This window comes from Streptomyces sp. NPDC014623, assembly GCF_043088245.1.
In the GTDB taxonomy this organism is placed as follows: Bacteria; Actinomycetota; Actinomycetes; order Streptomycetales; family Streptomycetaceae; genus Streptomyces.
On record NZ_JBIBZU010000001.1, the window covers coordinates 275,529 to 301,011 of the forward strand.

24 protein-coding genes and 2 pseudogenes are annotated in these 25,483 nt (G+C 71.8%); 11 read left to right on the top strand and 15 right to left on the bottom strand.

From position 1 onward, the window contains the following. Positions 1 to 75 precede the first annotated feature (75 nt). Genes ACF1FZ_RS01305 through ACF1FZ_RS01315 form a run of 3 tightly spaced genes read left to right on the top strand, consistent with a single transcriptional unit; the run spans position 76 to position 2,230 of the window. Positions 76 to 651, top strand: a complete 576-nt coding sequence (locus ACF1FZ_RS01305) for a hypothetical protein (RefSeq protein ID WP_391771318.1) — start codon at positions 76 to 78, stop codon at positions 649 to 651. 10 nt (positions 652 to 661) lie between these two features. Continuing rightward, the gene (locus ACF1FZ_RS01310) at positions 662 to 1,489 is read left to right on the top strand and encodes a hypothetical protein (RefSeq protein ID WP_391771319.1); all 828 of its coding nucleotides are present in this window, start codon (positions 662 to 664) and stop codon (positions 1,487 to 1,489) included. A gap of 9 nt (positions 1,490 to 1,498) precedes the next feature. Beyond that, positions 1,499 to 2,230 carry a TetR family transcriptional regulator gene (locus ACF1FZ_RS01315; RefSeq protein ID WP_391771320.1) on the top strand — a complete coding sequence of 244 codons (732 nt, stop codon included), beginning with the start codon at positions 1,499 to 1,501 and terminating at the stop codon, positions 2,228 to 2,230. Positions 2,231 to 2,232: 2 nt separating this feature from the next. On the opposite strand, the gene ACF1FZ_RS01320 is transcribed toward ACF1FZ_RS01315, so the two are convergent. Further along, positions 2,233 to 3,609, bottom strand: a complete 1,377-nt coding sequence (locus ACF1FZ_RS01320; protein ID WP_391771321.1) for a metallophosphoesterase — start codon at positions 3,607 to 3,609, stop codon at positions 2,233 to 2,235. A gap of 54 nt (positions 3,610 to 3,663) precedes the next feature. Continuing rightward, positions 3,664 to 3,909, bottom strand: a complete 246-nt coding sequence (locus ACF1FZ_RS01325; RefSeq protein WP_391771322.1) for an SCO4848 family membrane protein — start codon at positions 3,907 to 3,909, stop codon at positions 3,664 to 3,666. A 121-nt stretch (positions 3,910 to 4,030) separates the two neighbouring features. On the opposite strand from ACF1FZ_RS01325, the gene ACF1FZ_RS01330 reads away from it, so the two are divergent. Further along, positions 4,031 to 5,260 carry a D-alanyl-D-alanine carboxypeptidase family protein gene (locus ACF1FZ_RS01330; RefSeq protein WP_391771323.1) on the top strand — a complete coding sequence of 410 codons (1,230 nt, stop codon included), beginning with the start codon at positions 4,031 to 4,033 and terminating at the stop codon, positions 5,258 to 5,260. Here the strand turns inward: ACF1FZ_RS01330 and ACF1FZ_RS01335 are convergent. Continuing rightward, positions 5,208 to 6,149: a YihY/virulence factor BrkB family protein gene (locus tag ACF1FZ_RS01335; RefSeq protein WP_391771324.1), complete on the bottom strand. Its 942-nt coding sequence runs from the start codon at positions 6,147 to 6,149 to the stop codon at positions 5,208 to 5,210. The genes ACF1FZ_RS01330 and ACF1FZ_RS01335 overlap by 53 nt on opposite strands. Positions 6,150 to 6,369: 220 nt before the next feature. Between ACF1FZ_RS01335 and ACF1FZ_RS01340 the strand changes: the two are divergent. Both ACF1FZ_RS01340 and ACF1FZ_RS01345 read left to right on the top strand, forming a co-directional pair. After that, a pseudogene (locus ACF1FZ_RS01340) lies at positions 6,370 to 7,046 on the top strand (decaprenylphosphoryl-beta-D-ribose oxidase); the annotation flags it as partial. A gap of 144 nt (positions 7,047 to 7,190) precedes the next feature. After that, positions 7,191 to 7,949, top strand: a complete 759-nt coding sequence (locus ACF1FZ_RS01345) for a decaprenylphospho-beta-D-erythro-pentofuranosid-2-ulose 2-reductase (protein ID WP_391771325.1) — start codon at positions 7,191 to 7,193, stop codon at positions 7,947 to 7,949. A 31-nt stretch (positions 7,950 to 7,980) separates the two neighbouring features. On the opposite strand, the gene ACF1FZ_RS01350 is transcribed toward ACF1FZ_RS01345, so the two are convergent. Further along, entirely contained in the window at positions 7,981 to 8,571 is a 591-nt protein-coding gene (locus ACF1FZ_RS01350; protein ID WP_391771326.1) for a 2'-5' RNA ligase family protein, read from the bottom strand. Between the two features lie 91 nt (positions 8,572 to 8,662). Beyond that, positions 8,663 to 9,676 (bottom strand): tryptophan--tRNA ligase, encoded by a 1,014-nt coding sequence (trpS, locus tag ACF1FZ_RS01355; RefSeq protein ID WP_391771327.1) that lies wholly within the window; start codon positions 9,674 to 9,676, stop codon positions 8,663 to 8,665. Between the two features lie 183 nt (positions 9,677 to 9,859). On the opposite strand from trpS, the pseudogene ACF1FZ_RS01360 reads away from it, so the two are divergent. Then, positions 9,860 to 10,434: pseudogene (locus ACF1FZ_RS01360) on the top strand (RNA polymerase sigma factor). A gap of 582 nt (positions 10,435 to 11,016) precedes the next feature. After that, positions 11,017 to 12,222 carry an ornithine--oxo-acid transaminase gene (gene rocD / locus ACF1FZ_RS01365; protein WP_391771328.1) on the top strand — a complete coding sequence of 402 codons (1,206 nt, stop codon included), beginning with the start codon at positions 11,017 to 11,019 and terminating at the stop codon, positions 12,220 to 12,222. Between the two features lie 32 nt (positions 12,223 to 12,254). Here rocD and ACF1FZ_RS01370 read toward each other — a convergent pair whose 3' ends face one another. From ACF1FZ_RS01370 to ACF1FZ_RS01380, 3 genes are all read right to left on the bottom strand, one after another. After that, positions 12,255 to 13,442: a glutathionylspermidine synthase family protein gene (locus ACF1FZ_RS01370; RefSeq protein ID WP_391771329.1), complete on the bottom strand. Its 1,188-nt coding sequence runs from the start codon at positions 13,440 to 13,442 to the stop codon at positions 12,255 to 12,257. Positions 13,443 to 13,449: 7 nt separating this feature from the next. Further along, the gene (locus tag ACF1FZ_RS01375; RefSeq protein ID WP_391771330.1) at positions 13,450 to 13,725 is read right to left on the bottom strand and encodes a hypothetical protein; all 276 of its coding nucleotides are present in this window, start codon (positions 13,723 to 13,725) and stop codon (positions 13,450 to 13,452) included. A gap of 145 nt (positions 13,726 to 13,870) precedes the next feature. Next, on the bottom strand, positions 13,871 to 15,271 hold the full coding sequence (locus tag ACF1FZ_RS01380; RefSeq protein WP_391771331.1) for a PLP-dependent aminotransferase family protein: 1,401 nt from the start codon (positions 15,269 to 15,271) through the stop codon (positions 13,871 to 13,873). A gap of 47 nt (positions 15,272 to 15,318) precedes the next feature. Between ACF1FZ_RS01380 and ACF1FZ_RS01385 the strand changes: the two genes are divergently transcribed. After that, positions 15,319 to 15,831, top strand: a complete 513-nt coding sequence (locus ACF1FZ_RS01385) for a carboxymuconolactone decarboxylase family protein (protein WP_391771332.1) — start codon at positions 15,319 to 15,321, stop codon at positions 15,829 to 15,831. A 91-nt stretch (positions 15,832 to 15,922) separates the two neighbouring features. After that, positions 15,923 to 16,660: an isocitrate lyase/phosphoenolpyruvate mutase family protein gene (locus ACF1FZ_RS01390; protein ID WP_391771333.1), complete on the top strand. Its 738-nt coding sequence runs from the start codon at positions 15,923 to 15,925 to the stop codon at positions 16,658 to 16,660. An 87-nt stretch (positions 16,661 to 16,747) separates the two neighbouring features. Here ACF1FZ_RS01390 and ACF1FZ_RS01395 read toward each other — a convergent pair whose 3' ends face one another. The 4 genes from ACF1FZ_RS01395 to ACF1FZ_RS01410 form a co-directional block, all read right to left on the bottom strand. After that, positions 16,748 to 17,737 carry a malate dehydrogenase gene (locus ACF1FZ_RS01395; RefSeq protein WP_391771334.1) on the bottom strand — a complete coding sequence of 330 codons (990 nt, stop codon included), beginning with the start codon at positions 17,735 to 17,737 and terminating at the stop codon, positions 16,748 to 16,750. Between the two features lie 464 nt (positions 17,738 to 18,201). Continuing rightward, a complete protein-coding gene (locus tag ACF1FZ_RS01400; RefSeq protein WP_391771335.1) occupies positions 18,202 to 18,630 on the bottom strand; it encodes a helix-turn-helix domain-containing protein in 429 nt (142 codons plus the stop codon). Positions 18,631 to 19,021: 391 nt separating this feature from the next. Next, the gene (locus ACF1FZ_RS01405) at positions 19,022 to 19,633 is read right to left on the bottom strand and encodes a DUF3017 domain-containing protein (protein WP_391771336.1); all 612 of its coding nucleotides are present in this window, start codon (positions 19,631 to 19,633) and stop codon (positions 19,022 to 19,024) included. 20 nt (positions 19,634 to 19,653) lie between these two features. Further along, positions 19,654 to 20,532, bottom strand: coding sequence for a bifunctional methylenetetrahydrofolate dehydrogenase/methenyltetrahydrofolate cyclohydrolase (locus ACF1FZ_RS01410; protein WP_391771337.1), 879 nt, complete (start codon positions 20,530 to 20,532; stop codon positions 19,654 to 19,656). Between the two features lie 235 nt (positions 20,533 to 20,767). On the opposite strand from ACF1FZ_RS01410, the gene ACF1FZ_RS01415 reads away from it, so the two are divergent. After that, positions 20,768 to 21,364, top strand: a complete 597-nt coding sequence (locus ACF1FZ_RS01415; RefSeq protein WP_391771338.1) for a hypothetical protein — start codon at positions 20,768 to 20,770, stop codon at positions 21,362 to 21,364. 60 nt (positions 21,365 to 21,424) lie between these two features. On the opposite strand, the gene ACF1FZ_RS01420 is transcribed toward ACF1FZ_RS01415, so the two are convergent. The 3 genes from ACF1FZ_RS01420 to purN form a co-directional block, all read right to left on the bottom strand. Continuing rightward, on the bottom strand, positions 21,425 to 22,885 hold the full coding sequence (locus ACF1FZ_RS01420) for a DUF2079 domain-containing protein (RefSeq protein WP_391771339.1): 1,461 nt from the start codon (positions 22,883 to 22,885) through the stop codon (positions 21,425 to 21,427). Between the two features lie 172 nt (positions 22,886 to 23,057). After that, positions 23,058 to 24,629 (bottom strand): bifunctional phosphoribosylaminoimidazolecarboxamide formyltransferase/IMP cyclohydrolase, encoded by a 1,572-nt coding sequence (gene purH / locus ACF1FZ_RS01425; protein WP_391771340.1) that lies wholly within the window; start codon positions 24,627 to 24,629, stop codon positions 23,058 to 23,060. Continuing rightward, positions 24,616 to 25,272, bottom strand: a complete 657-nt coding sequence (purN, locus tag ACF1FZ_RS01430; protein ID WP_391771789.1) for a phosphoribosylglycinamide formyltransferase — start codon at positions 25,270 to 25,272, stop codon at positions 24,616 to 24,618. The genes purH and purN overlap by 14 nt, the downstream gene beginning before the upstream one ends. Positions 25,273 to 25,483: the final 211 nt, after the last annotated feature.

Below are 25,483 nucleotides of genomic sequence, written 5' to 3' on the forward strand. Positions count from 1 at the left end.
CGGAGCCGTTGGCCGGCTCGCCTCTCCCGGCGTACAGCACGGGAGCAGATGGCCTGATGGAGAACGGGGAACGTCATGAGCGATCCGAATCCGTACGCGGACGACTCATACAAGTGGGGCCCGCCCCAGCCGCAGGGCAATCCGCCCACGATGCCGGACGGCCAGGGATACGGCTACCCGGCGCCGGGTGCCGCTCCGGCGTACGGCTACCCGCAGCCGCTGCCCGACTCCGCGGCCCAGCCCGGCCCCGGTTACGGCCGGCCGACGGAGCCCGGCTTCCACCTGCCGGTGCAGCAGGGTGGTGGCGGAGTGCCGGTGCTCGCGCTCGGTGACATCACGGTGATGAACGACGCCGTCGTGACCCCGTCCGGCACCCTGCCGCTCAAGGGCGCGGTGTGGACGGCGACCGACATGTCGCGCACGGAGGAGAAGATCCCGACCGTCGGCATCGTGCTGGCGATCGTCTTCGCGCTGTTCTGCCTCATCGGGCTGCTGTTCCTCCTGATGAAGGAGAAGCGCACGACCGGTTTCGTGCAGATCACCGTCACCAGCGGCGGGCGGCACCACCAGACGATGATCCCGGCGACGGGGCCCGAGACCTTCCAGTGGGTCATGGCACAGGTCAACACCGCGCGTTCGATGAGCGCCTGAGCAGGGTCGAGTGGCCCGCTTCCACCACACCGTCTCCGTCACGGCCCTGGACCGCGCCTGGTTCGAGGAGTGCGCCGCGCTCGCGCTGGACGTCGTCGAGGCCACCCGGACGGATCCGGCGGGTGCCCTGCTGGAGGCCGGTGAGAAGGTGCCGGGTGTGAGGCTGGTGAGAGGCCGTCACCTGCGCGCCGGAGCGCGGTACACGGTCACCTCCGCCCCCTCCCCGACAGCGCCGGGCCGCGCGCCCGGCGCCCCGCCGGCGACGATGACCGTACGGATACGGGAGTGGCGCCGCTCCACCGGGATCGCCGTGGAGCAGCAGCTGACGTCGGCCGATGTCACGGGCCGGGTGGCCCTGCGGCTCCGCACGCCCGACCGGCCGTCGGCGCTGGAGGCGGACCTCGCACTGCGCAGCCCCGACGGCGGCCTCCTCCGGCGGGTCGCGGGACGTGCGAGGGCCGACCTGGCCTCCTGGTGGGCTGCCGCCGAAGCCCCGGCCGGCACGCTCCCGGCCGCCCGTGCCCCGGTCACCGCCCGCGCGCGGCACCCGCTCGGGCGGGCCGCGGTGGCGCTCACCGTACGCCCGGCCGACGGCGGGGTGTGGCAGGTCGGCGTCACGCTGACGGTCAGCGGCAGGGCGCTCGTACGGCCGCCCGCGGCGCTCGCGCTGCTCCTCTTCCGGATCCCCCTGCGACGCGGCTTCCGCTCGGGAGTGGACGAGGCGGCCGCGTGGTGGAACGCGGCGCTCGGCAAGGGCCTCCCGCCCCCCGGCGCACTGCGGGCGGAGTTCACCGAGGCCGTGATCACGAAGGATCCGGCGTGCGAGGCTCCCGGATAGCCTGGGAGCGTGGCCAAGGAAGAGAAGCCGGCGAAGGCACCGAAGAGCGAACAGACCCGAACCCTGATCCTGGAGACCGCGCTCCGGCTCTTCGAGGAGCGCGGCTACGACCGGACGACGATGCGGGCCATCGCCCAGGAGGCGGGGGTCTCCGTCGGGAACGCGTACTACTACTTCTCGTCGAAGGAGCACCTGGTCCAGGGGTTCTACGACCGGCTCGCCGCCGAGCACGAGGTAGCGGTGCAGCCCGTGCTGGCCGGGGACAGGGATCTCGCCGTACGCATCCGGGGAGTGCTGCTGAGCTGGCTGGACGTGGCCGGCCCGTACCACCGCTTCGCCGCCCAGTTCTTCAAGAACGCCGCGGACCCGGACAGCCCGCTCTCCCCCTTCTCCCAGGACTCGGCCGCGGCCCGTGAGGCGGTCGTCTCGGTGCACGAACGCTGCCTGTCGGGCTCCTCGGCCGAGGCCGACCCCGAACTGTCCCGACTGCTTCCGCAGTTGATGTGGCTGATGCAGATGGGCCTGGTGCTGTTCTGGGTCTACGACCGGTCCGAGGGCACGGAACGCAGCCGCCGGCTCGTGGAGCGCACCGCGCCGATCGCCGCCCGGGCGATCACGCTCTCCCGCTTCCGGGTGCTGCGACCGCTCGTGCGGCAGGTCCACGACGTGCTGGTGGAGTTCATGCCCGGGGCGTCCTCGCCCGGCGCGCAGAACGCCTCGGCCGGCTTCGGAGCCGGCTGAGGTCAGGCCTGCGGGGAGGCGAGTTCCACCACGGTGATGTCGGAGGGGGCGCCGACGCGGACGGGCGGTCCCCAGGCACCCGCACCGCGTGAGACGTACAGCTGGGTGTCGCCGTAGCGTTCGAGCCCGGCGACGGTCGGGTTGGCGAGCCCCGCCAGCATGTTCCCGGGCCAGAGCTGGCCCCCGTGGGTATGGCCGGAGAGCTGGAGACCGACGCCGTACTCGACGGCGTCATCGATGACGACGGGCTGGTGCGCCAGGAGGACGGAGGCGCGGCTGCGGTCCCGGTCACCGAGCGCGCGGGCGAAGTCGGGCCCTTGGCCCTCGCTCTCGCCGGCGACGTCGTTGACTCCGGCGAGGTCGAAGCCGGCGATCTCGACGCGGTCGTTCTCCAGCGGGTGCAGACCCAGCTCGCGTACGTGGTCGACCCATTCGGCGGCGCCGGAGAAGTACTCGTGGTTGCCGGTCACGAAGTAGCTGCCGTGGCGCGCCTCCAGCCCGGCGAGCGGCTCGGCCGCCGTCCCGAGGTCGGCGACGGATCCGTCGACGAGGTCCCCGACGACGGCGACCAGGTCGGAGTCGGTGGCGTTGATCGCGTCGACGATGCGCCGGGTGTGGGCGCGCCCCAGGACAGGGCCGAGGTGGATGTCGCTGACGACGGCGATCCGGAAGCCGTGGGCGGAGCGCGGCAGCCCGGCGAGCGGGATGGTGACCCGCTTGGTACGAGGACCGCGCAGCACTCCGTAGGTGCCGTGTCCGACGGTCCCGAGTCCGGCGAGGGCTGCCGCTCCGCCCACGGCGCGGGCGACGAACAGCCGCCGTGAGGGGTCGGCGACGGACGGCGCGGGCGCCTCGGCGGGCGGCGCGGGGGCCGTACGGGTGCTGCCCGTCGCGGGGCCGCCCGGTCCGGTGGCCGTGGCGGTGCCCTGGTCCGCGGGCGGGGCCCCGGCCTCGGTGGCCAGGACCGCCGGCCGGCGGCCGGAGGCGGTGTCCTGGTCCGCGGGCCGGGCGTCGGCCGCCGCGGGCCGGTCCGTGCGTCCGGCGCCGGCGTTCCCGGCCCGGCGGGCGAGGACGCGGTGCAGCAGGGGGCGGACGGCCTCGCCCACGAGCAGAGCCAGCGTCAGGTAGAGCAGGGCGGCCAGCCAGAGGTAACCCGGCCAGGCGAGCACCTGCTGCAGCCAGAAGGGGAACCCCGCACGGCTGGAGACGAAGGCCCCGACGGACAGCAGCGGCAGCGCGAAGGCCGCGACGGTGCCCACGCGGCGCGCCGGGCTGCCCTTCTTCGTCGTGTCACCGATCAGCCGGCGCCACACATACCGGTGCACACCCGCCAGCAGCGCGAAAACCGCCACCGCAACGAGTACGAAGACCACAACCACGTACGCTCCCCCGCTGAAACGATCCTGTCCGGACGGCCACCCGTGACCGGCCCGTCATCTGTCCTCGTGACGCAAAGCCCTGACACCACGGAACCCGATGACCCCTACAGCCGTCCCCAGAAGAAACGAAGTGACGGCGAGCAGGAGATGGACCCAGAAGTACGCAGTCGGGTCACCCGCGTCGTCGAACGCGAGCCCGCTGCCGTCCTTCCACAGATTCTTGACAAAGGTGACCCAGATGACCCAGCTCCACGCTCCGAAGACGAGCAGGAACCAGGAAACGGGGCGGCTGAGCTTCATGCCATCAGTATCGCCGCCGCCCTCCCGCCCGATCGCCCGGGGTGGGCTGTCCTGGCGGTACGCACGGCGGGTCAGGCCATCCGGGTCCCCCTCCTCAGCAACGCCCTGTACGTTTCCGACCGTGCCTGCTCTGAAAAAGACCGTGATGACGGTCCTCTCTGCCGCGTTGCTGTCCGTATCCGTCGTCAGTCCTGCGGGGGCGGCCGACAAGGACAAGACCGAGGACACACAGCCCAAGCCGACCGGTCCGATGTCGACCGTGGGCGGCGAGCGGCTGGGCCGGGTGGGCACCCAGGTCGTCCTGGGGCCCGGCGCCCCGGTTCTGCCGAAGGACCTCAGCGCACGGTCGTGGATCGTCGCCGACGCGGAGAGCGGGCAGGTGCTCGCGTCCCACAACGCGCACTGGCGGCTGCCGCCCGCCTCCACCCTGAAGATGCTCTTCGCCGACACGGTCCTGCCCGCCCTGCAGCCGAAGTCCCTGACCCACCTGGTGACCGAGGACGAACTCTCCGGTGTCGGCGAGGGAAGCAGTCTGGTCGGCGTCAAGGAGGACCACTCCTACACGGTCCACGACCTGTGGCTCGGTGTGTTCCTGCGCTCGGGCAACGACGCCGTGCACGTGCTCTCGGAGATGTACGGCGGGGTGCCCGCGACGGTCGCCGCGATGCAGCGTCACGCCGAGGAACTCCAGGCCCTGGACACGAGGGTCGTCTCACCCGACGGTTACGACGCCCCGGAGCAGGTCTCCAGCGCGTACGACCTGACGCTGTTCGCCCGCAGCGGGATGCAGAAGGCGGACTTCCGCGAGTACGCCGCGACGGCGACGGCGGTATTCCCCGGCGAGCAGAAGAAGGGCAAGAAGCGGGAGAGCTTCGAGATCCAGAACACCAACCGGCTGATCACCGGTGACATCGGGGTGGAGCCGTACAAGGGCATCGCGGGCGTCAAGAACGGCTACACCACCCACGCGGGCAGCACCTTCACGGGGATCGCGGAACGCGACGGGAAGGTGCTGCTGGTGACGGTCATGAACCCGTCCTCCGAGGAGAGCCACGCCGTCTACAAGGAGGCGGCCGGCCTGCTCGACTGGGGTTTCTCCGCCAGTGGCAAGGTGACCCCGGTCGGTGAGCTGGTGCCGCCCAGGTCCGCCGTGGCGGCGAAGGGCTCCGAGTCCGCTCCGGGCGCCGGCATGGCCGGGAGGAAACACGCGGCCGCAGCGGCCGGCACCGGCGGGGTCGGGACCGCGCTGTCGGTCGCCGGCGGGCTGCTGGTGTTCCTGGCAGCCGGCGTGTTCCTGGTCAACCGGCGCTGGCCGCTGCCCGACCTGGTGCGTCGCCTCCCCCGTCGCTGACGGCCGCGTCTTCCCCGTCCACCGCGCCCTTCCCGCTGTCCCTGCTCGGCGTCGCCGTCCATGCGGCACAGACCAGCAGCAGCTTCGCGCTGAGGTTGATCCACAGGAGGAGTGCGATCGGCACACCGAACGCGCCGTACATGCTCTTCGACGCGACATCCCGCATGTAGCTGCCGAGCAGCAGCTTGAGCAGCTCGAAGCCGACCGCGCCGACCAGCCCGGCCACGACCAGCCGGCGGCGTGGCGGCTCCACCCCGGGCAGCAGGGTCAGCAGGTAGAGCAGGATCAGGAAGTCGGCGAAGACCGCCACGGCCACGGCGGCCAGCTGGAGCAGCACCCCGCCCACACCGTTCTCGGGGATGCCCAGCCGGTCGGCCGACCAGCCGATGGCCGTGGAGGCGACGGTGGACACGGCGAGCGTCACCAGCGCCGCTCCGCCGAGGCCGAGCAGCAGACCGGCGTCCTTGAGCTTGCGGACGATCGGATTCCCTTCGTCCACGTCATCCCTCTCCCACACCGCACGCAGGCAGTCCCGCATGGAACCGACCCAGCCGATGCCGGTGAGGAGCAGCAGCGCACCGGCGACGACTCCCACGGTGCCCGCGTGCGCCACGAGGTTGTCGATGCCCAGCTGGTCCGAGATGCCGGGTACCTGGTCGGCGAGCTGGTCCTCGATCCTGTCGAGCTGCTCGGGGGAGAGCAGCGCGGCCCCGACCGCGGCCCCGACCGCGATCAGCGGGAAGAGCGCGAGGAAGCTGAGGAAGGTGATCGCCGCGGCGAGCCTGGTCCAGTGGACCCGGTCCAGCGTCTCGTAGGAGCGCCAGGCGTGCGTCTTCGCCAACCGTGTGACGAGCGGCCCGAGTACGGGGAGTTTCTTCAGCCGGTCCATGACGTACGCGTACCCTCCCGGACGCGGAGAACCGGCCCCGACGGCCTTTTGGATCGCCCATTTCGGTGAGTGCTGCAATAAATACCCCAAAGGGGTTTTCCCGGGCTATACGGTCACGACTATGTCTGTCGACACGGTGTCCTTGACCGGCTGGGGCGGCACCGCCCCGACGACCGCGCTGCGGTTTCGCCCTCGTACGTACGAAGACGCCGTGGCCGTCGTGCGGGGCCGTGGGCCCCGCGGGGTCGTCACCCGGGGGGAGCACACACCCCTGGAGGCGCTCCCGGCACGCCTCCGGCTCGCACCGCTCGTGTTCCGTCCGGGGCGGCTGCCGGCCGCGTCCGCGCTGGTCCCCGGAGTGCGGCCCGGCCGGGTCCCGGCAGCGCTCCTGAACGAACTCCGCCACTGCAGCACCCCTGTCTCGCGGACCGGGGAGCTGCAGCGGATCACCGCCTTCCTCCACCCTCCGGACGCCTCCCCCACCGGAACCGCTTCCCCGCCCCGGGCGGCTCCGTGCAGTACCAGTTCACCGTCGGACACGGTCAGGAGGAGACCCTGCACCGCATCGTCCGGAAGCTCACCGTGCGCCGGTGCCCCGCCTCCCACGCCGTGCTCGGGCGGTTCGGCGAGGGCGGCCCCGGCTGGCTCTCGTTCCCGGCGCCCGGCTGGACGCTCTCCCTCGGACTGCCCGCCCGCCTGCCCGGTCTGGCGCGGTTGCCCGACGGGCTGGACGAAGAGGCGGCGGGCGGCCGGGTCTGTCCGGCGAAGGGCGCGCGGCTGCGGCCCGGCCTGCTGACGGCGGTGTACCCGCGGCTGGCCGCGTTCCGTGCGCTGCGCGAGGAGCTGGACCCGGCGGGGGCGTTCAGGTCCGGCCTGTCCCGCCGTCTCGCGCTCTGAGCTGTGACGCCGTCTCCGTCGGCCCGTACCGCGACTTCCGCTCACCTGTGCCGCTGTACCGCTGTGACGGGCCCGTCCGTCCGCCCACCGTCGCCCTGATCCCTCTGCCCGCCACCGCCCCGTCACCCCGCTAGGAGTTATCCCGTGAAGGACGCCTTCGGTGCTCCGCAGTCCCTGCTCGTCCTCGGCGGCACCTCGGAGATCGGCCTGGCCACCGCGCGCCGGCTGATCGCCCGCCGCACCCGGACGGTCCGGCTGGCAGGCCGGCCCTCCCCCGGCCTGGAACGGGCGGCCGCCGAGCTGCGCGAGCTCGGGGCCGACGTCCGTACCGTCGCCTTCGACGCGCTCGACGCCGCCTCCCACGAGGAGGTGCTCGGGAAACTCTTCACCGAGGGTGACATCGACATGGTGCTGCTGGCCTTCGGCGTCCTGGGCGACCAGGCGCGCGACGAGGAGGAGCCCCTGGCCGCGGTCCGGGTGGCGCAGACCAACTACACGGGGGCGGTGTCCGCGGGCCTCGTGTGCGCCGGTGCGCTCCAGGCGCAGGGTCATGGGTCGCTCGTGGTGCTCTCCTCGGTGGCCGGTGAACGTGCCCGGCGCGCCGATTTCATCTACGGCTCCAGCAAGGCGGGCCTGGACGCGTTCGCCCAGGGACTCGGTGACGCCCTGCACGGCACGGGGGTGCACGTGATGGTCGTGCGCCCCGGCTTCGTACGGTCGCGGATGACGGCGGGGCGCGAGGAGGCGCCGCTCGCCACCACACCGGGCGCGGTCGCGGACGCGATCGTGGCGGGACTGCGGCGGCGCTCGGAGACGGTGTGGGTGCCCGGGGCGCTGCGGGTGGTGATGTCGGCCCTGCGCCACGTGCCGCGTCCGCTGTTCCGGCGGCTGCCGGTGCGGTAGGTCCCCGCGTCGGACCAGGCCGCTGCGCGGCTCAGGGGTGCAGGGACGGCTCGCCCATGGAGCTGCCGCCCTGGGCCGGTACGGCGGGCGCGCTGCCACCGCCTCCGAACGGGAACTCGTTGATCTTGCGCCACACGCCGTCCGCGCCCTGTTCGTACAGGGCGAAGGAACCACAGGTCCAGGCCGCCTCGTACGAGGAGAGCTCCTCGTACGCGCGGTCCATGGCCTCCTCCTCGATGCCGTGCGCCACGGTCACGTGCGGGTGGTACGGGAACTGCAGCTCACGCACCAGGGGGCCGGAGGCGTCCCGGACCCGCTTCTGGAGCCAGGAGCAGGCCGACGCGCCCTCGACGACCTGGACGTACACGACCGGCGACAGCGGGCGGAAGGTGCCCGTACCGGACAGCCGCATCGGGAAGGGGCGGCCGGCCGCTGCGATCCGGGAGAGGTGGGTCTCGATCGCGGGCAGATCGGCCGCCTCGGCCTGGGTCGGCGGGAGGAGGGTGACGTGGGTGGGGATGCCGTACGCGGCAGGGTCCCCGAAGCTCGCGCGCCGCTCCTGGAGCAGGCTGCCGTACGGCTCCGGGACCGCGATCGAAACGCCAAGCGTTACGGTCCCCACATCGTTCTCCTCAAATCGTCGAAGCTCGTCGTTCGGTCGTGCCGACGCCAGTGTGGCCCCTCGGGCCGTGCTCCCGCCAGGGCCCTTGGACTCAGTGCTTCGCAGGCAGAAGGCCCATCCGGTCGTAGGTCCGTGCCAGCGTCTCGGCGGCGACGGCCCTGGCCTTCTCGGCTCCCTTGGCCAGAAGGGCGTCCAGGGTCTCCGGGTCGCCCAGGTATTCCTGCGTCCGGGTCCGGAACGGAGTGACGAACTCCACCATGACCTCGGCGAGGTCGGTCTTGAGCGCTCCGTAGCCCTTGCCTTCGTACTTCTGTTCCAGATCCGTGACGGCGGTGCCGGTGAGGTTGGAGTAGACGCTCAGGAGGTTGCTGACGCCGGGCTTCTTCTCCGTGTCGAAGCGGATCACGGTGTCCGTGTCGGTCACCGCGCTCCTGACCTTCTTGGCGGTGACCTTCGGGTCGTCGAGGAGGTTGATCAGGCCCTTGGGGGTGGACGCCGACTTGCTCATCTTGATCGCCGGATCCTGCAGGTCGAAGATCTTCGCCGTCTCCTTGAGGATGTACGGCGCCGGGATGGTGAACGTCCGGCCGAACCGGCCGTTGAAGCGCTCGGCCAGATCCCGGGTGAGCTCGATGTGCTGACGCTGGTCCTCGCCGACCGGGACCTGGTCCGCCTGGTACAGCAGGATGTCGGCCACCTGGAGGACCGGGTAGGTGAAGAGGCCCACGGTCGCCCGGTCGGCACCCTGCTTGGCCGACTTGTCCTTGAACTGCGTCATGCGGGAGGCCTCGCCGAAACCGGTGAGGCAGTTCATGATCCAGGCGAGCTGGGCGTGTTCGGGGACATGGCTCTGGACGAAGAGGGTGCAGCGCTCCGGATCGAGCCCGGCCGCGAGCAACTGGGCGGCGGCGAGCCGGGTGTTGGCCCGGAGTTCCTTCGGGTCCTGCGGCACGGTGATCGCGTGCAGATCCACCACCATGTAGAAGGCGTCGTGGGACTCCTGCAGCGCCACCCACTGGCGGACCGCGCCGAGGTAGTTGCCGAGGTGGAACGAGCCTGCCGTGGGCTGGATTCCGGAGAGCACGCGGGGTCGGTCAGAGGCCATGAACTCATTGTCTCAGGTGTGGAACCGATCTCCGGCAACCGGTGCAGGAAAGAGGTGAGGACGGGGGAAGCGGCTCCACAGCCGGGCCTGAGGGAGAGCCGCCCCGTCGAGGACGTGGGCGGGAGCGGCGTCGCCGGGCGTGACGGAGGCCTGTCCGGAGGCCATGAAGACGGCGAAGCCGCGGTGATCACCCGTGTGCGCGGCGGGGACGCGGAGGCGTACGCGCAGCTGGTGCGCGCCCGCACGGGGGCCGCCCTGCGGGCGGCGGTCGCCTTCGGGGCGGGGGCGGACGCGGAGGACGTGGTGCAGTCCGCCTTCCTCAAGGCGTATCAGGCCCTGGGGCGTTTCCGGGACGGGGCGTCCTTCAGGCCGTGGCTGCTGCGCATCGTGATGAATGAGACGAGAAACACGGTCCGCGCGGCGGGACGTGCGCGCGCCGTGGCAGGCCGTGAGGCCGGTTACCGCGGCGCGGATCCGGTCGTACCCGATGCGGCGGACCCGGCGGTGGCCGCGCTCGCCGGGGAACGCAGCACACTGCTGACCGCCGCGCCGGAGGAGCTGAGCGAGGAGCAGCGTCAGGTGGTGACCTGCCGCTATCTCCTGGAGATAGGGGGGCGGAGACGGCACAGGCCCTCGGCTGGCCGCGGGGGACGGTGAAGTCCCGGCTGAACCGCGCGCTGAGAAAGCTGGAGCAGCGGCTCGGCGGACAGCTGGGGCCGGAGCAGGACGAGCGGAAGGGCGGCGGCGGTGGACAGTGAGGACCCGGAGCGCCCCGGGCGGCCGGAGGACGGGCAGCGGGCGCGACTGCGGGCGGCGCTGATGGCGCTGCGCGACGGGCTGGACGTACCGGACACCGACGGCGCGACGATGGCTGAGCGGGTCCTGGCGCGGATCGTCGCGGAAGCGGCGCCGGCGCCAGGGCCCTCCGGGTGCCTGAAGCGGTTCCGTGCGTGGTCCCGTGGGCACATCCGGGTGCCGGCCGCCGCCTTCCCGGGCGTGCTGACGGTGCGGGTGCGCACACCTCCGGTGCGGGCGGCCGGCGTCGGGTGGTTCGGCTTCGGCGGGGTCCGGGGGCACCGGACCCCTGGGCCGTCGGACGGTCCCCCGGGCAGGAGAAGCGCGGGCCGGGGTGCGGCACCCCTCGGCGGCCGGGCTCTTCGACGGCCGGGCCCCCGGTGGCTGAGCGGCAGCGGGGCGAGAGGGGAACCGGGCGGAGGCGCCGCCTCGAAGCGCAAAGACCGAGGGGCGCGCCGCACCGGGAAGGTTTCCATGTCCTGGATCCGACCGACGATACAAAGTGGGCACACCCCCGCCCACGCCGCACGACGAACGGAGACCCCGTGTCGACCACGGAAACCGTCATCGCCTCCGCCGAGGCGCACAGCGCGCACAACTACCACCCGTTGCCGGTCGTCGTCGCCTCCGCGGAGGGCGCCTGGATGACCGATGTCGAGGGGCGCCGCTATCTGGACATGCTCGCCGGCTACTCGGCACTCAACTTCGGACACCGCAACCAGCGCCTGATCGACGCGGCCAAGGCCCAGCTCGAACGCGTGACGCTGACCTCGCGCGCCTTCCACCACGACCGGTTCGCCGAGTTCTGTGCGCAGCTCGCCGAGCTCTGCGGCATGGAGATGGTCCTCCCCATGAACACCGGGGCGGAGGCCGTGGAGACGGCGGTGAAGACGGCCCGCAAATGGGGCTATCGCGTCAAGGGCGTCCCGGACGGCATGGCGAAGATCATCGTCGCTGCCGGCAACTTCCACGGCAGGACGACCACGATCGTCAGCTTCTCCACCGACCATGAGGCACGGGACGGCTTCGGCCCGTACACACCGGGGTTCGAGATCGTGCCGTACGGGGATCTCACCGCGCTCGCCGGGGCGATGACGGAGAACACCGTCGCGGTTCTCATGGAGCCGATCCAGGGCGAGGCCGGAGTCCTGGTGCCGCCACCGGGCTATCTCGCCGGGGTGCGGGAGATGACCCGGGAGCGGGACGTGCTGTTCGTCGCGGACGAGATCCAGTCGGGCCTGGGCCGCACGGGCCGGACCTTCGCCTGTGAACACGAGGGTGTCGTGCCCGACATGTATGTGCTGGGCAAGGCGCTGGGCGGTGGTGTCGTGCCCGTCTCGGCCGTCGTGTCCTCCGCCGCGGTGCTCGGTGTCCACAGGCCGGGTGAGCACGGATCCACGTTCGGTGGTAATCCGCTGGCCTGCGCGGTCGCGCTGGAGGTGATCGCGATGCTGCGTACCGGTGAGTTCCAGCAGCGCGCCGCGGAGCTGGGCGACCATCTCCACCGCGAGCTGGGGCTGCTGACCGGCGGGGGCGCTGTGCAGGCTGTTCGGGGACGCGGGTTGTGGGCAGGGGTCGACATCTCACCGGCCCTCGGGACGGGCCGGGAGATCTCGGAGAGGCTGATGGACCGCGGGGTGCTGGTCAAGGACACCCATGGCTCCACGATCCGGATCGCCCCGCCCTTGGTGATCGGTAAGGAGGACCTCGACTGGGGCCTGGACCGGCTCCGCGGCGTACTGGCCGGCTGAGTCCGGGTCAGCGACGGCGCGCGGTCACGGGTTCAGAGGATGACGTGGGGCAGGAAGCGGGCGTATTCGTCCGTGACCAGCCCCGCCGATTCCCGGATGCCGAGCCCGGCGGACTCGTCCTCGACCACCCAGGCGCCGAGCACCACGCGGTTGCCCGCGAAGTCGGGCAGGGGAGCCAGCTCCTGGTAGCAGCAGGGCTCGTCGCGCTGCACCGGGGCGCTGCCCGGTTCGTGGACGGTGACCCCGGCGCCTTCACGGCCGAGCAGCGGCTTGGCGACGTAACCGGCCCCATCGGCCCCGGCCAGTTCGCGGGGGCCGTCGAGATAGGCGGGCAGGAGATTCGGGTGGCCCGGGTACAGCTCCCAGAGGACGGCCAGCAGGGCCTTGTTGGAGAGGAGCATCTTCCAGGCGGGCTCGATCCAGCAGGTGCTGCCGGTGCCTCCGCCGTTGTCGAGGGTGTCCAGCACGTGCGGACCGAAGCGATCCGTCGCCAGCCATTCCCACGGGTACAGCTTGAAGCAGCTGCGGATGAAGCGGAGCCGCTCGTCGACGAAGCGGCCGGACAGCCGGTCCCAGCCGATCCGTTCGACGGAGAGCGCCTCGGTGGCGATCCCGGCCTGAGCGGCGGTCTCCCGCAGATAGGCCACCGTCATCAGGTCCTCACCCAGCTCGTCGCCGTCGGAGTGGGCGAAGTGCAGGGGGCCCGGTGGCAGCAGCGGGGCCTGGCGCTTCCACGCGTCGACGAGACGCTCGTGCAGGGAGTTCCACTGGTCGGCTCCGGGGAAGCGGTCCTCCATCCAGAACCACTGGGGACTGGCGGCCTCCACCAGCGAGGTGGGGGTGTCCGCGTTGTACTCCAGCATCTTGGCCGGACCGGTCCCGTCGTACCGCAGGTCGAACCTGCCGTACAGGGAGGGCAGCTCGGCACGGCGTCGCCAGGACTCGGCGACCAGGCCTGCCAGCCGGGGATCGGTGATGCCGAGATCGGCGAAGCGGTCGTGCTCGACGATGTGTGCGGCGGCGGCCAGACACATCGTGTGGAGTTCCTCCACGACCTCTTCCAGCGCCTCGACCTCGGGCAGCGAGAAGACGTAGTAGGCGCTCTCGTCCCAGTACGGGCGCAGAGATCCGTCCGGGTAACGGGTCAGGGGGTAGATGAGCCCCTGCTCCTCGACGGTCTCCTGCCAGCCGGGGCGCGGTTCGGTGGTGCGGCGTTCCATGAGGGTCTCAGCCGCCGCTGGAGCCGGAGGAGCCGAATCCGTCGCGTTCGACCGCGGATTTGTTGAAACTGCCGCCGGACATCCGGTTCTTGTGGCTGCTGCCACCGTAGTAGTACGCACCGCTGCCGTTGCTGTCCTCGCACTCGTAGCTCGGCAGGATCTCCTGGGTCACCGGATCGACGCACCGCTCGTCCGGTTCCGAACCGCACGCGGTGAGCGTTGCCGCGAGTACTCCCATGCCTCCGAGCACGACGGTGCCCGACCTCAGCTTGCGCCTGTTCATGTTCTGTTCTCCCCCGTCGTACCCACGACCCGTGTCCGCCGGCCCGCGAACTTTCAGTCAGATTAGATGCCTGGCCCCTTCGACTGAAACCCGGTGCCGCTCCCTCCTCCCGTCCGTTCCCGTGTCCCCGCCCCCGTATCCCCGTCTACGGGAGCACCCGGCAGAGCGCGTCCAGCGCTCCGGCCCAGCCGCTCTCCGACGGTGTGCCGTAGCCGATGACCAGTCCGTCGCGGCCGGGGTCCGCGTCCTGGTGGCGGAAACGTGAGAGCCGCTCCAGCGCGAGTCCTTGCCAGGTGGCCGCCTGGACGACCGACTGCTCGGTCCCTTCGGGGAGTTCGAGCACGGCGTGCAGCCCTGCCGCGATTCCGCTCACCCGGAAGTCCGGTGCCCGCTCGGCAAGCGTCTCGACGAGCTGGTCGCGGCGGCGCCGGTAGCGCAGCCGCATGGCCCGCACATGCCGGTCGTACGCCCCTGACGCCATGAACTCCGCGAGGGTCAGCTGGTCCAGCGCCCCGTTCATCCACTCGGGACCGCCCTTGGCGTCGCACACCTCCCCCACCAGGTCCTCCGGCAGCACCATCCAGGCCAGCCGAAGCCCCGGGGCCAGCGATTTGCTGGCCGTCCCCAGGTAGACGACCCGTTCCGGGTCGAGCCCTTGGAGCGCGCCCACCGGCTGCCGGTCGTAGCGGAATTCGCCGTCGTAGTCGTCCTCCAGGACCAGACCACCCGAGGACCGTGCCCAGTCGACCGCCGCGGCCCGCCGGTCGGGATGGAGCGGCACCCCCGTGGGGAACTGGTGGGCGGGTGTCAGCAGTGCGGCCCCCACGCGGCGCGCACCGCGCAGTTCGCCGGTCCTGGCCCCGAGCCCGTCCACCGGGAGGCAGGGGGTCGCCAGACCGGCCCGGGCCAGAATGCTCCAGTGGATGTCGAGCCCGTACGACTCCACAGCCGCCTCCCGCACTCCACGCCGCCGGAGCACCTTTCCCATCAGGGCGAGACCGTGGACGTAGCCGGAGCAGATCACGATGCGTTCCGGGTCCGCGTACACCCCGCGCGCCCGCGCCAGATAGCCGGCCAGGACGGTACGCAGTTCGACGCGGCCCTGCGGATCGTCGTACCCCAGGGCCTGGTCGGGTGCGGCGGTGAGGGCGCGCCTCGACGCCTTGAGCCACTCGGCGCGCGGGAAGGCCGAGAGGTCCGGCGACCCCGGCATCAGGTTGTGGGCCGGCCGCCTCCGCGCCTGCCGGGACGGGGCACGGCGGCCCTTCGGCCCGGCCGCGTCGGCCCGCTGCGCGACCCTGGTCCCGGAACCCTGCCGCGCGGTGAGCCAGCCCTCGGCCACGAGCTCGGCGTAGGCGTCGGCGACGGTGTTGCGTGCGATACCGAGATCCGCGGCGAGCGTCCGGGAGGACGGCAGCCGGGTCCCGGGCGTCAGCCGCCCGGTGCGCACGGCCTCCCGCAGCGCGTTCATCAGCCCGCTGCGCAGGCCCGCGCCGACCGGTTCGATGTGCAGGTCGGTACCGAAAGCGGCCCAGGAATCCGTCATGGAAATGGACCATACCGGTGCGCCATCCGGCCGTTAACGTCGAACCCATGACCACGCACACGCATCACCACACGCCCGCCGAGTACGCCCCTGAGCACCCCGCCCGTCTCCCGTGGGCGCAGCTCGCCCCCGACGTCTACAAGGCCATGGTCCGGCTGGACGCCGCATCCCGTAAGGGACTGGACCCGACACTGCTCGAACTGGTGAAGATCCGCGCTTCGCAGCTCAACCACTGCGCCTTCTGCCTGGACATGCACTCGAAGGACGCCCTCGCGGCGGGGGAGTCCGTCGAGCGGATCATCCAGCTCAGCGCGTGGGAGGAGTCGCAGCACTTCTACACGGAGAAGGAACTGGCGGCGATCCGGCTGACGGAGGCGGTGACGGTCCTGACCGACGGGTTCGTGCCGGACGAGGTCTACGCGCAGGCCGCCGCGCACTTCGAGGAGACCGAGCTCGCCCAGCTGATCGCCGCGATCACGGTGATCAACGCCTGGAACCGCTTCGGTGTCACCGCCCGGCTGACCCCGGGGCACTACACCCCCGGCGACGTCAAACACTGAGCCCGCTTCGCCGAGCGGCGGGGCGCGGGCACCCTCGCCGCGTTCCTCCGGCTCCCACGCCCACCCCGCACGCCCCCGTACCGGAGCCCTGATGAGCGAGCCCGTGTCCGTCTTCCGCGCCCTGCACCACGGGCGCCCTCCCGGCGATCCGCTGGTCCTGCCCGGGCCGTGGGACGCCGCGAGCGCCCGCGTGTTCGAGGAGGCCGGATTCCCGGCTCTGGCCACACCGAGCGCCGGCGTGGCCGCCTCCCTCGGCCACGCCGACGGACAAACGCCCGCCGCCGAGATGTTCGCCGCGGTGGCCCGGATCGCGCGAGCGGTGTCGGTTCCCGTGTCGGCGGACGTCGAAGCGGGTTACGGCCTGGCTCCGGACGAACTCGTCGACCGCCTCCTGGAAGCCGGCGTGGCCGGCTGCAATCTGGAGGACTCGGACGGCGGAGTCCTCGTCGACCCCCGGCGGCAGGCCGACCGGCTCGCGGAGGTGCGCGCCGCGGCAGGCGGGCGGCTCTTCCTCAACGCCCGCGTCGATACGTACATCCACGGGGACCCCGCCGTCACGGACGTGGTCGCGGAGACGGTCGCCCGCGCCCGGCTCTACGCGGAAGCCGGGGCGGACTGTGTCTATCCGATCATGGCACCGGCGGACGACCTGCCCCGTGTGGCCGCCGCGGTCCCGGTTCCGGTCAACGCCCTCGGCACACCCGGCGGTCCGGCCGCCGTCCGCCGGCTCGGCGAACTGGGCGCGGCACGGGTCACCTTCGGCCCCCAGCTGCAGCGCAGGGCCGCCGACGCCGTGCGCGGCCTCGCGCAGGACCTGCTCGGCCGCTGACCGAGGCGTATGAGGGCGCCCCCGGCAGCAGCTGCTGCCGGGGGCGCCCTCATACGCCTCCGTGTCCGGCCGGGGGCCGGGCTCCGGTCAGATCAGGCCGAGCTCGCGGACCGCGTCGCGCTCCTCGGAGAGCTCCTGGACCGACGCGTCGATGCGCGCACGGGAGAACTCGTTGATGTCCAGGCCCTGGACGATCTCGTACTTCCCGTCCTTCGTGGTGACCGGGAAGGAGGAGATGATGCCCTCGGGAACGCCGTAGGAGCCGTCCGACGGGACACCCATCGAGGTCCAGTCGCCCTCGGCGGTGCCGTTGACCCAGGTGTGCACGTGGTCGATGGCTGCGTTGGCGGCCGAAGCGGCCGAGGACGCGCCACGGGCCTCGATGATCGCGGCGCCGCGCTTGGCGACGGTCGGGATGAAGGTGTCGGCCAGCCATGCCTCGTCGTCGACGACCTCGGCGGCGTTCTTGCCGGCGATCTCCGCGTGGAAGATGTCCGGGTACTGGGTCGCCGAGTGGTTGCCCCAGATCGTCAGCCGCTTGATGTCGGAGACGGCGGCACCGGTCCTGGCGGCCAGCTGCGAGATCGCGCGGTTGTGGTCCAGGCGGGTCATCGCGGTGAAGCGCTCAGCCGGTACGTCCGGGGCGGCGGCCTGCGCGATGAGGGCGTTGGTGTTGGCCGGGTTGCCGACGACGAGGACCTTGATGTCGTCCGCGGCATTGTCGTTGATGGCCTTGCCCTGCGGCTTGAAGATGCCGCCGTTGGCGGACAGCAGGTCGCCGCGCTCCATGCCCTTCGTGCGCGGGCGGGCGCCGACCAGGAGGGCGACGTTGGCGCCGGCGAAGCCGACGTTGGCGTCGTCCGTGATCTCGATGCCGCGCAGCAGCGGGAAGGCGCAGTCGTCGAGCTCCATGGCGGTGCCCTCTGCGGCCTTCAGGCCCTGCGGGATCTCGAGGAGTCGCAGGTTGACCGGCACATCCGGGCCGAGCAGGTGGCCGGAGGCGATGCGGAAGAGCAGCGCGTAGCCGATCTGGCCGGCTGCGCCGGTCACGGTGACATTCACGGGAGTGCGGGTCATGGCGATCTCCGTTAGACAGCTGGCGGTGGGGGTCCCTGCCCCTGGTGCTGGACACCTCTGAATCTTGACGTGAAGAGATATCCAGCGGCCAGGCTATCCGACCCTCGCCTCCCGGGCCGCCCGCCCCCCTGTGGGACCGCGCACAGTCGGTCACACAGCGCATCCGCACCCCTTGCACACCCCGGCGTGGTGCGGCCCGGCGCACCGGAGACGGGGACCGCACAGGCCTCGGCGTGGAGGGCCCTGTCCGTGGCGGCCGCGGGCGGGGCGTACGCCCCGGCGTCGGCGAGCACCGCCCTGCCCTGCCCTGCCCCGATGAACGTCCTGCCCGGGCGAACCGGACGCGATCCGCGCGGGGTCGCCCGGGAGCGCCCGGGCGACACGGGCTCAGGCGGTCTCGTCGACCGTTCCTGCGGACCGCCCGCTGCCGCCCGGACGGTCACGAAGGGCGGACCGCCGGGGGGTCATGCCCTTCTCCGCCGGCACCGGTGACGGCGGAGGCTCCCGTACCGCAGGTCGCGCGGGCCACCCGCCACGGGGGCCGCGGCCACACCCGCCCCGCCGGGTGCCGCACGCGCCCGGGAGGCCCTGATGGCCTCCATCGTCAGGTCGTGGCGCATCTCGGAGCGGCTCCAGGCCCGCTCGGCCAGCTCCCACATGGTGACCAGAGGGGCCTGCTGAGCGCCCGTCACCTCGGCGAGCGCGACGATCGCCCCCTTGGGTGCGAGCAGCCGGCCGCTGAGGTAACGCTCCCACGACGCCTTGCTGTAGCCCGTACGGTCGGCGAGCGCGGCCGGACTCAGCCCGGCGCGGTCCACCAGCCCCCGCAGCCGGCTCACGAACTCCCGCGTCTGCGGGTCGAGTTGCTCCGGTAACGCCTTCCAGCGAGGCATTGCGTCCCCCAGCCGACTCCCTCGGACCTGCCCGGCGCGCACCCATGTCCCTCTCGGCGGACCCGCGCTCCGGCCTCTCCGGAAGGATGCACCGATCCGGGGTGCGATGCCGGACAAGGGGCGCACAGGGGGCTTTCGGTATGAGTGCCCGCTCCGTTGTGCGCCGTAGTCCGCACCACACCGGCCTCCCGACGTCGCGTGACGACCGCCGCGCCGCGGAATGGTCACTTCCGTGCCACAGGCACCAGGCATCCCTTGAACCCGGCACCTCATGTCCATGACGCTTGTTCCAGGCAGGGCGAGACCGCTCGAGTCGCCGCATCACGGCGCTCGTCGCACCGGCGCCCTGTTCCGGTGTCCGTCCCTGTTCGGGGGCGGGGACGGACACCCCTCAGCGGATCGTGAAGCGGACCACGTCCTGCAGGAACGGGACTTTCAGCCACGGTTCGGGCTGCGCCATCAGAGCGAGCAGCACGATCAGCGTGCCCATCAGGCCGTACGTGACCAGGTCGGTGAAGCGGGAGCGCACGGCCAGCATGCCGACGGAGGGAACCGCCCAGCGCAGCACGGCCCCGGCGAGCAGCGCGACACCCATCAGCATCGCGCCGATCCTGAACGCGTCGGCGAACGGGTCGGTCCCCACGATCAGCAGCCCGAGCCCGGCGGTGCAGAGCACCGTGAGCAACGGCCACTGCCGGGCCGGGGCGGGAGCGTCCCCCGGTGCCGCCCGGCCGCCGCCCTCGGGACGCGCGGTGTCACGGGTCAGCGAGAAGCGCCGCGAGGGCTCCCGGGCCGAGCCACTGCCCCCGGCGGCCGCAGCAGCCCCGTCCGTCTCTTCGCCGACGGGCGCTCCGAGGGCCTCGGCCTCCTCGTGGTCCCCGGGCCCTCCCGGCGCGCCGGCCTCCCGGGCCGCCTCGGGCTCCCCTGCCTTCGCGGACGTCCCCGGCTCCCCGGCCGGCCCGCCCGTGCGCGTGCCGTCCGCCGGACTCGTACCAGCACCCATGACGTTCCTCCGGCCCCGGGTCAGCCGGCGGACACGGCGGAAGCCCCGGCGGCACCGCGCTCGGCCGCCTCGACCACGTTGACGAGGAGCTGGGCTCGCGTCATGGGACCGACACCGCCCGGGTTCGGGGCGACCCACGCCGCCACCTCGGCCACACCGGGGTGGACGTCGCCGACGATCTTGCCGTTCTCGTCCCGGCTGACGCCTACGTCCAGCACCGCCGCGCCCGGCTTCACGTCCTCGGGCTTGATCAGATGGGGCACACCGGCGGCCGCGACGATGATGTCGGCCTGCCTCAGGTGCGCCGAGAGGTCGCGGGTGCCGGTGTGGCACTGGGTGACGGTCGCGTTCTCGGACCTGCGCGTCAGCAGCAGCGGGAGGGGGCGGCCGATGGTGACGCCCCGGCCGACGACGACCACGTGGGCACCCTTGATCTCCACGCCGTGGCGGCGGAGCAGGGTGACGACGCCCTGCGGGGTGCAGGGCAGCGGGCCGGACTCGTTCAGTACGAGCTTGCCCAGGTTCATCGGGTGCAGCCCGTCGGCGTCCTTCGCCGGGTCCATCAGCTCCAGGACGCGGTTGGTGTCGATGCCCTCGGGGAGGGGGAGCTGGACGATGTAGCCCGTGCAGTCGGGGTCGGCGTTGAGCTCGCGTACGACCTCCTCGATCTCCTCCTGGGTGGCGGTACCGGGGAGTTCACGCTGGATGGAGCCCATGCCGACCTGGGCGCAGTCACGGTGCTTGCCGTTCACGTACCAGCGGCTGCCCGGGTCGTCGCCGACGAGCAGCGTTCCCAGGCCCGGGGTGACGCCCTGTGCCTTGAGGGCCGCCACGCGGACGGTCAGATCGGACTTGATCGCAGCTGCGGTGGCCTTGCCATCGAGAATCTGGGCAGTCATGACACCCATCCTCGCGGATGACCCCGCCCGCATACCAATCCTGGCTTGCCAGGTGGACAAGAGATTGCACTTGCACAACACATTCAGCAACCAGCTGGACAAAATGCGGATGTCACGACGACGATAAGGCCCGCATCACCGCGGACAGTGTCGGGGGGACCACCGTTCAGATTGCACACGATTCCTCCGCTCGGGCCGCGTCGTCCCCAGCACTTCGCAACGGAGGAACCCCGCCATGAGCTTCGGCGACCCCAACAACCCCTACGGCCAGCAGCAGGGCGCGCAGCCGGGCGGGCAGCCGGGCTACGGCTACCCCCAGCAGGCCCCGCAGGGCGCCCCCCAGCAGGGTTACGGCTACCCGCAGGCACCGCCGGTCCAGGGCGGTTACGGCTACCCGGGCGGGCCCACCGAGATGCCGGGCGGTGTGAAGGCCGCCCGCGTCATGCTCTTCGTGATAGCCGGCCTCCAGGTCATCGGGGCGATCTTCGTCGCCCTCGCCGCCGCGGCCGTGAACGCGGCCAAGGAGGACCCGACGCTGAAGGAAGACGTCCAGTTCCAGCAGCTCGCCGACTACTCGGGCAACGCGCTGTGGGGCATCGTCGTCTTCGCGATCCTGTGGGGCGCCCTCGCCGTCTTCCTCGCCGCCAAGTTCGGCAAGGGTGGCAACGGGATCCGCGTCACCGTCATCGTCTTCGGCGTGATCACGGCGATCCTCGGCATCTACCCCTTCATCCTGATCGGCCTCATCCACACGGTCCTGGCCATCCTGGTCATCGTCTTCGTGGCGAAGTCCGACGGCGGCGCCTGGTTCAACCGCCAGCAGCAGCACTGACGTCCCAGCGCATCCGCGTGTGAAGGCCGCAGCACCCGCTCATCCGCGGGTGTGCGGCCTTCAGCCGTTCCGGGGCGCCGGCGTGGTCCGCTCCATGACGACGAAGGAGCCCGCTTCCCGGGTGACCCGGTAGCGCGCCTCCGGGTGGAGCTGCTGGGCGTATTCCACCGGATCGTCGATCGGCCGCGACCAGCTGAAGTCCAGGTTGATCGCCACGACATCGGGTGCGGTGCCGGGCGCCCCGCCGATCCAGTGGACCGTGCGGTCCGAGGTCAGGTGCGCCATGAGCGTGATGTCCGTCTCCACCCGTGCGCCCACGGGAATGGCGTCCAGCGCCGCTTCCGCCGCGTGGGTGCGCGCGTCGGCGCGGTACGTCTCCGGGCGCAGCAGGTCGCGGAGCGGGAGGTGCTGGGTGAGGGTGACGGCGATCGCCGCGGCCACCGGGACGGTCACGTTCGCATACGAGACGAGCCAGGGCCGCTCGGACCTCCGGCTGCGGCGGACACCGTCGGCCATGGCCAGGAAGACCACCGGCATCAGGACCGCGCTGTAGTGCCAGACCATGCCCCAGTGGTTGGAGTCCTGGGAGAGCAGACGCCAGCCGAGCGTGGGAAGGACGAGCAGGACCAGGGGTGAGCGCAGCGCCATGAAAGCGGTGACGCCGACCAGGAAGACCAGCATCTCCAGCTTGACGGACGAGTTGAACACACCGAGTGCGGAGTCGAGCGGGGAGACCTCCTGCCCGCCGTTCTCCTCGATCTTCTTCCAGTAGTCGTACGTGCCCGCGCTGCTGGCCGCCGGTATGAGCACCAGCACGGTCAGCGCGAACGCGCACACGCCGAAGGCCGCGAGCAGGAACCCCTGGAGCCGCCGTCCGTACAGGGCCAGGAGCCCGCCGACGACAGCGACGGTGACTCCGAGGTCCTCCTTGACCAGGACCAGCGGCAGCGACCACAGGACGACGGCCCGCCAGCGCTCCATGAGCAGGGCACGGCAGACCAGGGCCAGCAGCGGGACGGCGAGGGCTATCTCGTGGAAGTCGGACTTCACCGCTTCCTGGAGTCCCCAGGACAGCCCGTACGCGACGGTGACGCAGAGCCCGGAGCGGCCGCCCAGCATCTGCTGGACGGTACGTCCGACGATCACCGCGGAGGCGGCGAACAGGGCGGCCTGGGCGAACAGCAGGGCGACCGCGGACGGCCAGATCCAGTAGAGCGGGACCAGGAGAGCCACCAAGGGGCTGAAGTGGTCACCGAGGATCAGGTAGCCCGGGCCCTTGATGTCGACGACCGGGGCGTCGAACCCGGCGTACGCGCGCACCTCCTGCTCGAAGATGCCCAGGTCCCAGGAGGGCGACTGGAAGTGACTGAAGCGCAGGTACCCGTAGAGGAAGTAGAGCGCGCACAGGACCGCGGCGGCGATGAGGTACGGGCGCAGCGGCGCCCGGTGCGGTGTAGGCGCGGCCGGTCCCCGGGCCTGCGTCCCGGGCACGCCGGCCCCGCTCTGGTTCAGGTCGAGCACGATGCCCCCGTAACGGTCTCCACGCCGGTCACTGCCGGTCGCACCGGTCCCGCCCGCTACGGCCCGGCAAGGCCATTCATTAGAACAGAGGGGCGACTGGTTTCCGTACGCCGGGACGCACCGCAGGCCGCACCCGGGGGGTGCGGCCTGCGGTCGTGTCAGCGCGGTGCCGTCAGTGGAAGAAGTGGCGCGTACCGGTGAAGTACATGGTCACGCCCGCCTTCTTCGCGGCCTCGACGACGAGCTCGTCACGGACCGAACCACCGGGCTGGGCGACGGCCCTGACTCCGGCGGCGGTGAGGATCTCCAGGCCGTCGGGGAAGGGGAAGAAGGCGTCGGACGCGGCGTACGCGCCCCGGGCCCGCTCCTCGCCCGCCCGCTCGACCGCGAGCTTCGCGGAGTCGACGCGGTTGACCTGTCCCATACCGACGCCGACAGAGGCGCCGTCCTTGGCGAGCAGGATCGCGTTGGACTTGACCGCACGGCAGGCCTTCCACGCGAAGGCGAGCTCCTTGAGCTCATCGGCGGAGAGTGCCTCACCGGTGGCCAGGGTCCAGTTGGCCGGGTCGTCGCCCCCGGCCTGGAGCCGGTCGGTGACCTGGAGCAGGGCGCCGCCGTCGATCGGCTTGACCTCGACCCCGGAGGCCGGGGCGTCGGGGCAGCGCAGCACCCGGATGTTCTTCTTGCGGGCCAGCACCGCGAGGGCGCCGTCCTCGTACGCCGGGGCGACGATGACCTCGGTGAAGATCTCCGCGACCTGCTCGGCCATCTCGACGGTCACCGGCCGGTTGACGGCGATGACGCCGCCGAACGCGGACAGCGGGTCACAGGCATGCGCGTTGCGGTGCGCCGTGGCGACGTCGCCGGCGACGGCGATGCCGCACGGGTTGGCGTGCTTGATGATCGCGACGCACGGCTCGGCGTGGTCGTACGCCGCGCGGCGCGCGGCGTCGGTGTCCGTGTAGTTGTTGTAGGACATCTCCTTGCCGTGCAGCTGCTCGGCCTCGGCGAGTCCGCCCTCGCCCGAGGTGTAGAGCGCGGCGGGCTGGTGCGGGTTCTCGCCGTAGCGCAGGACGTTCTTGCGCGCGAAGGTCGCGCCGGAGAAGTCGGGGAAGCCCGAGTCGTCGGCGGCCGCGTAACCGTCGGCGAACCAGGAGGCGACGGCCACGTCGTAGGCGGCGGTGTGCTGGAAGGCCTCGGCGGCGAGCCGCTTGCGGGCGCTCAGGTCGAAACCGCCCGCCTTGACCGCCGCGAGGACGTCGGCGTAGCGCTCGGGGCTGGTCACGACCGCCACGGAGGGGTGGTTCTTGGCGGCGGCTCGGACCATCGACGGGCCGCCGATGTCGATCTGCTCCACACACTCGTCGTCGGACGCGCCGGAGGCGACGGTCGCCTTGAACGGGTACAGGTTGACGACCACGAGGTCGAAGGGCTCCACACCGAGCTCGGCGAGCTGCTCGCGGTGGGCGTCCAGGCGCAGGTCCGCGAGGATGCCGGCGTGCACGCGGGGGTGCAGGGTCTTGACGCGGCCGTCGAGGCACTCGGGGAAGCCGGTGAGCTCCTCGACCTTGGTGACCGGCACCCCGGCGGCTGCGATCTTCCCGGCGGTCGAGCCGGTGGACACCAGCTCGACACCCGCCTCGTGCAGACCGCGGGCGAGGTCTTCGAGCCCCGTCTTGTCGTAGACGCTGACCAGGGCGCGGCGGATGGGCTTATTCACCGGGGTGGGGTTATTCACCGACATGACCGAGATGAACCTTTCGTCCCTCAATGCGATAGCCGTCGCGGGCGAGCCGCCCCACGGCCTCGACGAGCAGCTTGCGCTCGACTTCCTTGATGCGTTCGTGGAGGGCGGCTTCGCCCTCCGCCGTTTCCTCTTCGGTCACCTCGACCACGCCCTGCGCGATGATCGGACCGGTGTCGACGCCGTCGTCGACGAAGTGGACGGTGCACCCGGTGACCTTCACGCCGTACGCGAGCGCGTCGCGGACGCCGTGGGCACCGGGAAAGCTGGGGAGCAGGGCGGGGTGGGTGTTGACGGTCCGGCCGCCGAACCCGGCGAGGAACTCCTTGCCCACGATCTTCATGAAGCCCGCGGACACGACGAGGTCCGGACGGTGTTCCGCCACGGCCGCGGCCAGGGCCGCGTCCCACTCCTCACGGCTCGCGTACTCGCCGAGCTTGCACACGAAGGTGGGGAGCCCGGCGCGCTCGGCACGCTCGACGCCGAGGGTGCCGTAGCGGTCCGCGCCGACCGCGACGATCCGGGCGCCGTAACCCTCGGGGTCGTCACCGATCGCGTCGAGGAGTGCCTGAAGGTTCGTGCCTGAGCCGGAGACGAGCACGACCACACGGGCCGGAGCGGCGGAGGGGGGCGGGGAGGCCACGGCAGGGCCCTTTCTCGCGTGGTGCAGCAGGTACGCGATGTACAGGAGGTGCATTTGTATGGTCGTACGAAAGAAGCTCGCCCCGCGATACGGGGAACTCTACGAACGGTCCGACCGTCAGCAACGATACCGGCACACCCGGCGGCCCTCACGGGACGGGGGCGTGACCGGGAGGTAGCGTCAGGGGACAGGGAACCGCCCCCGGGCGGAA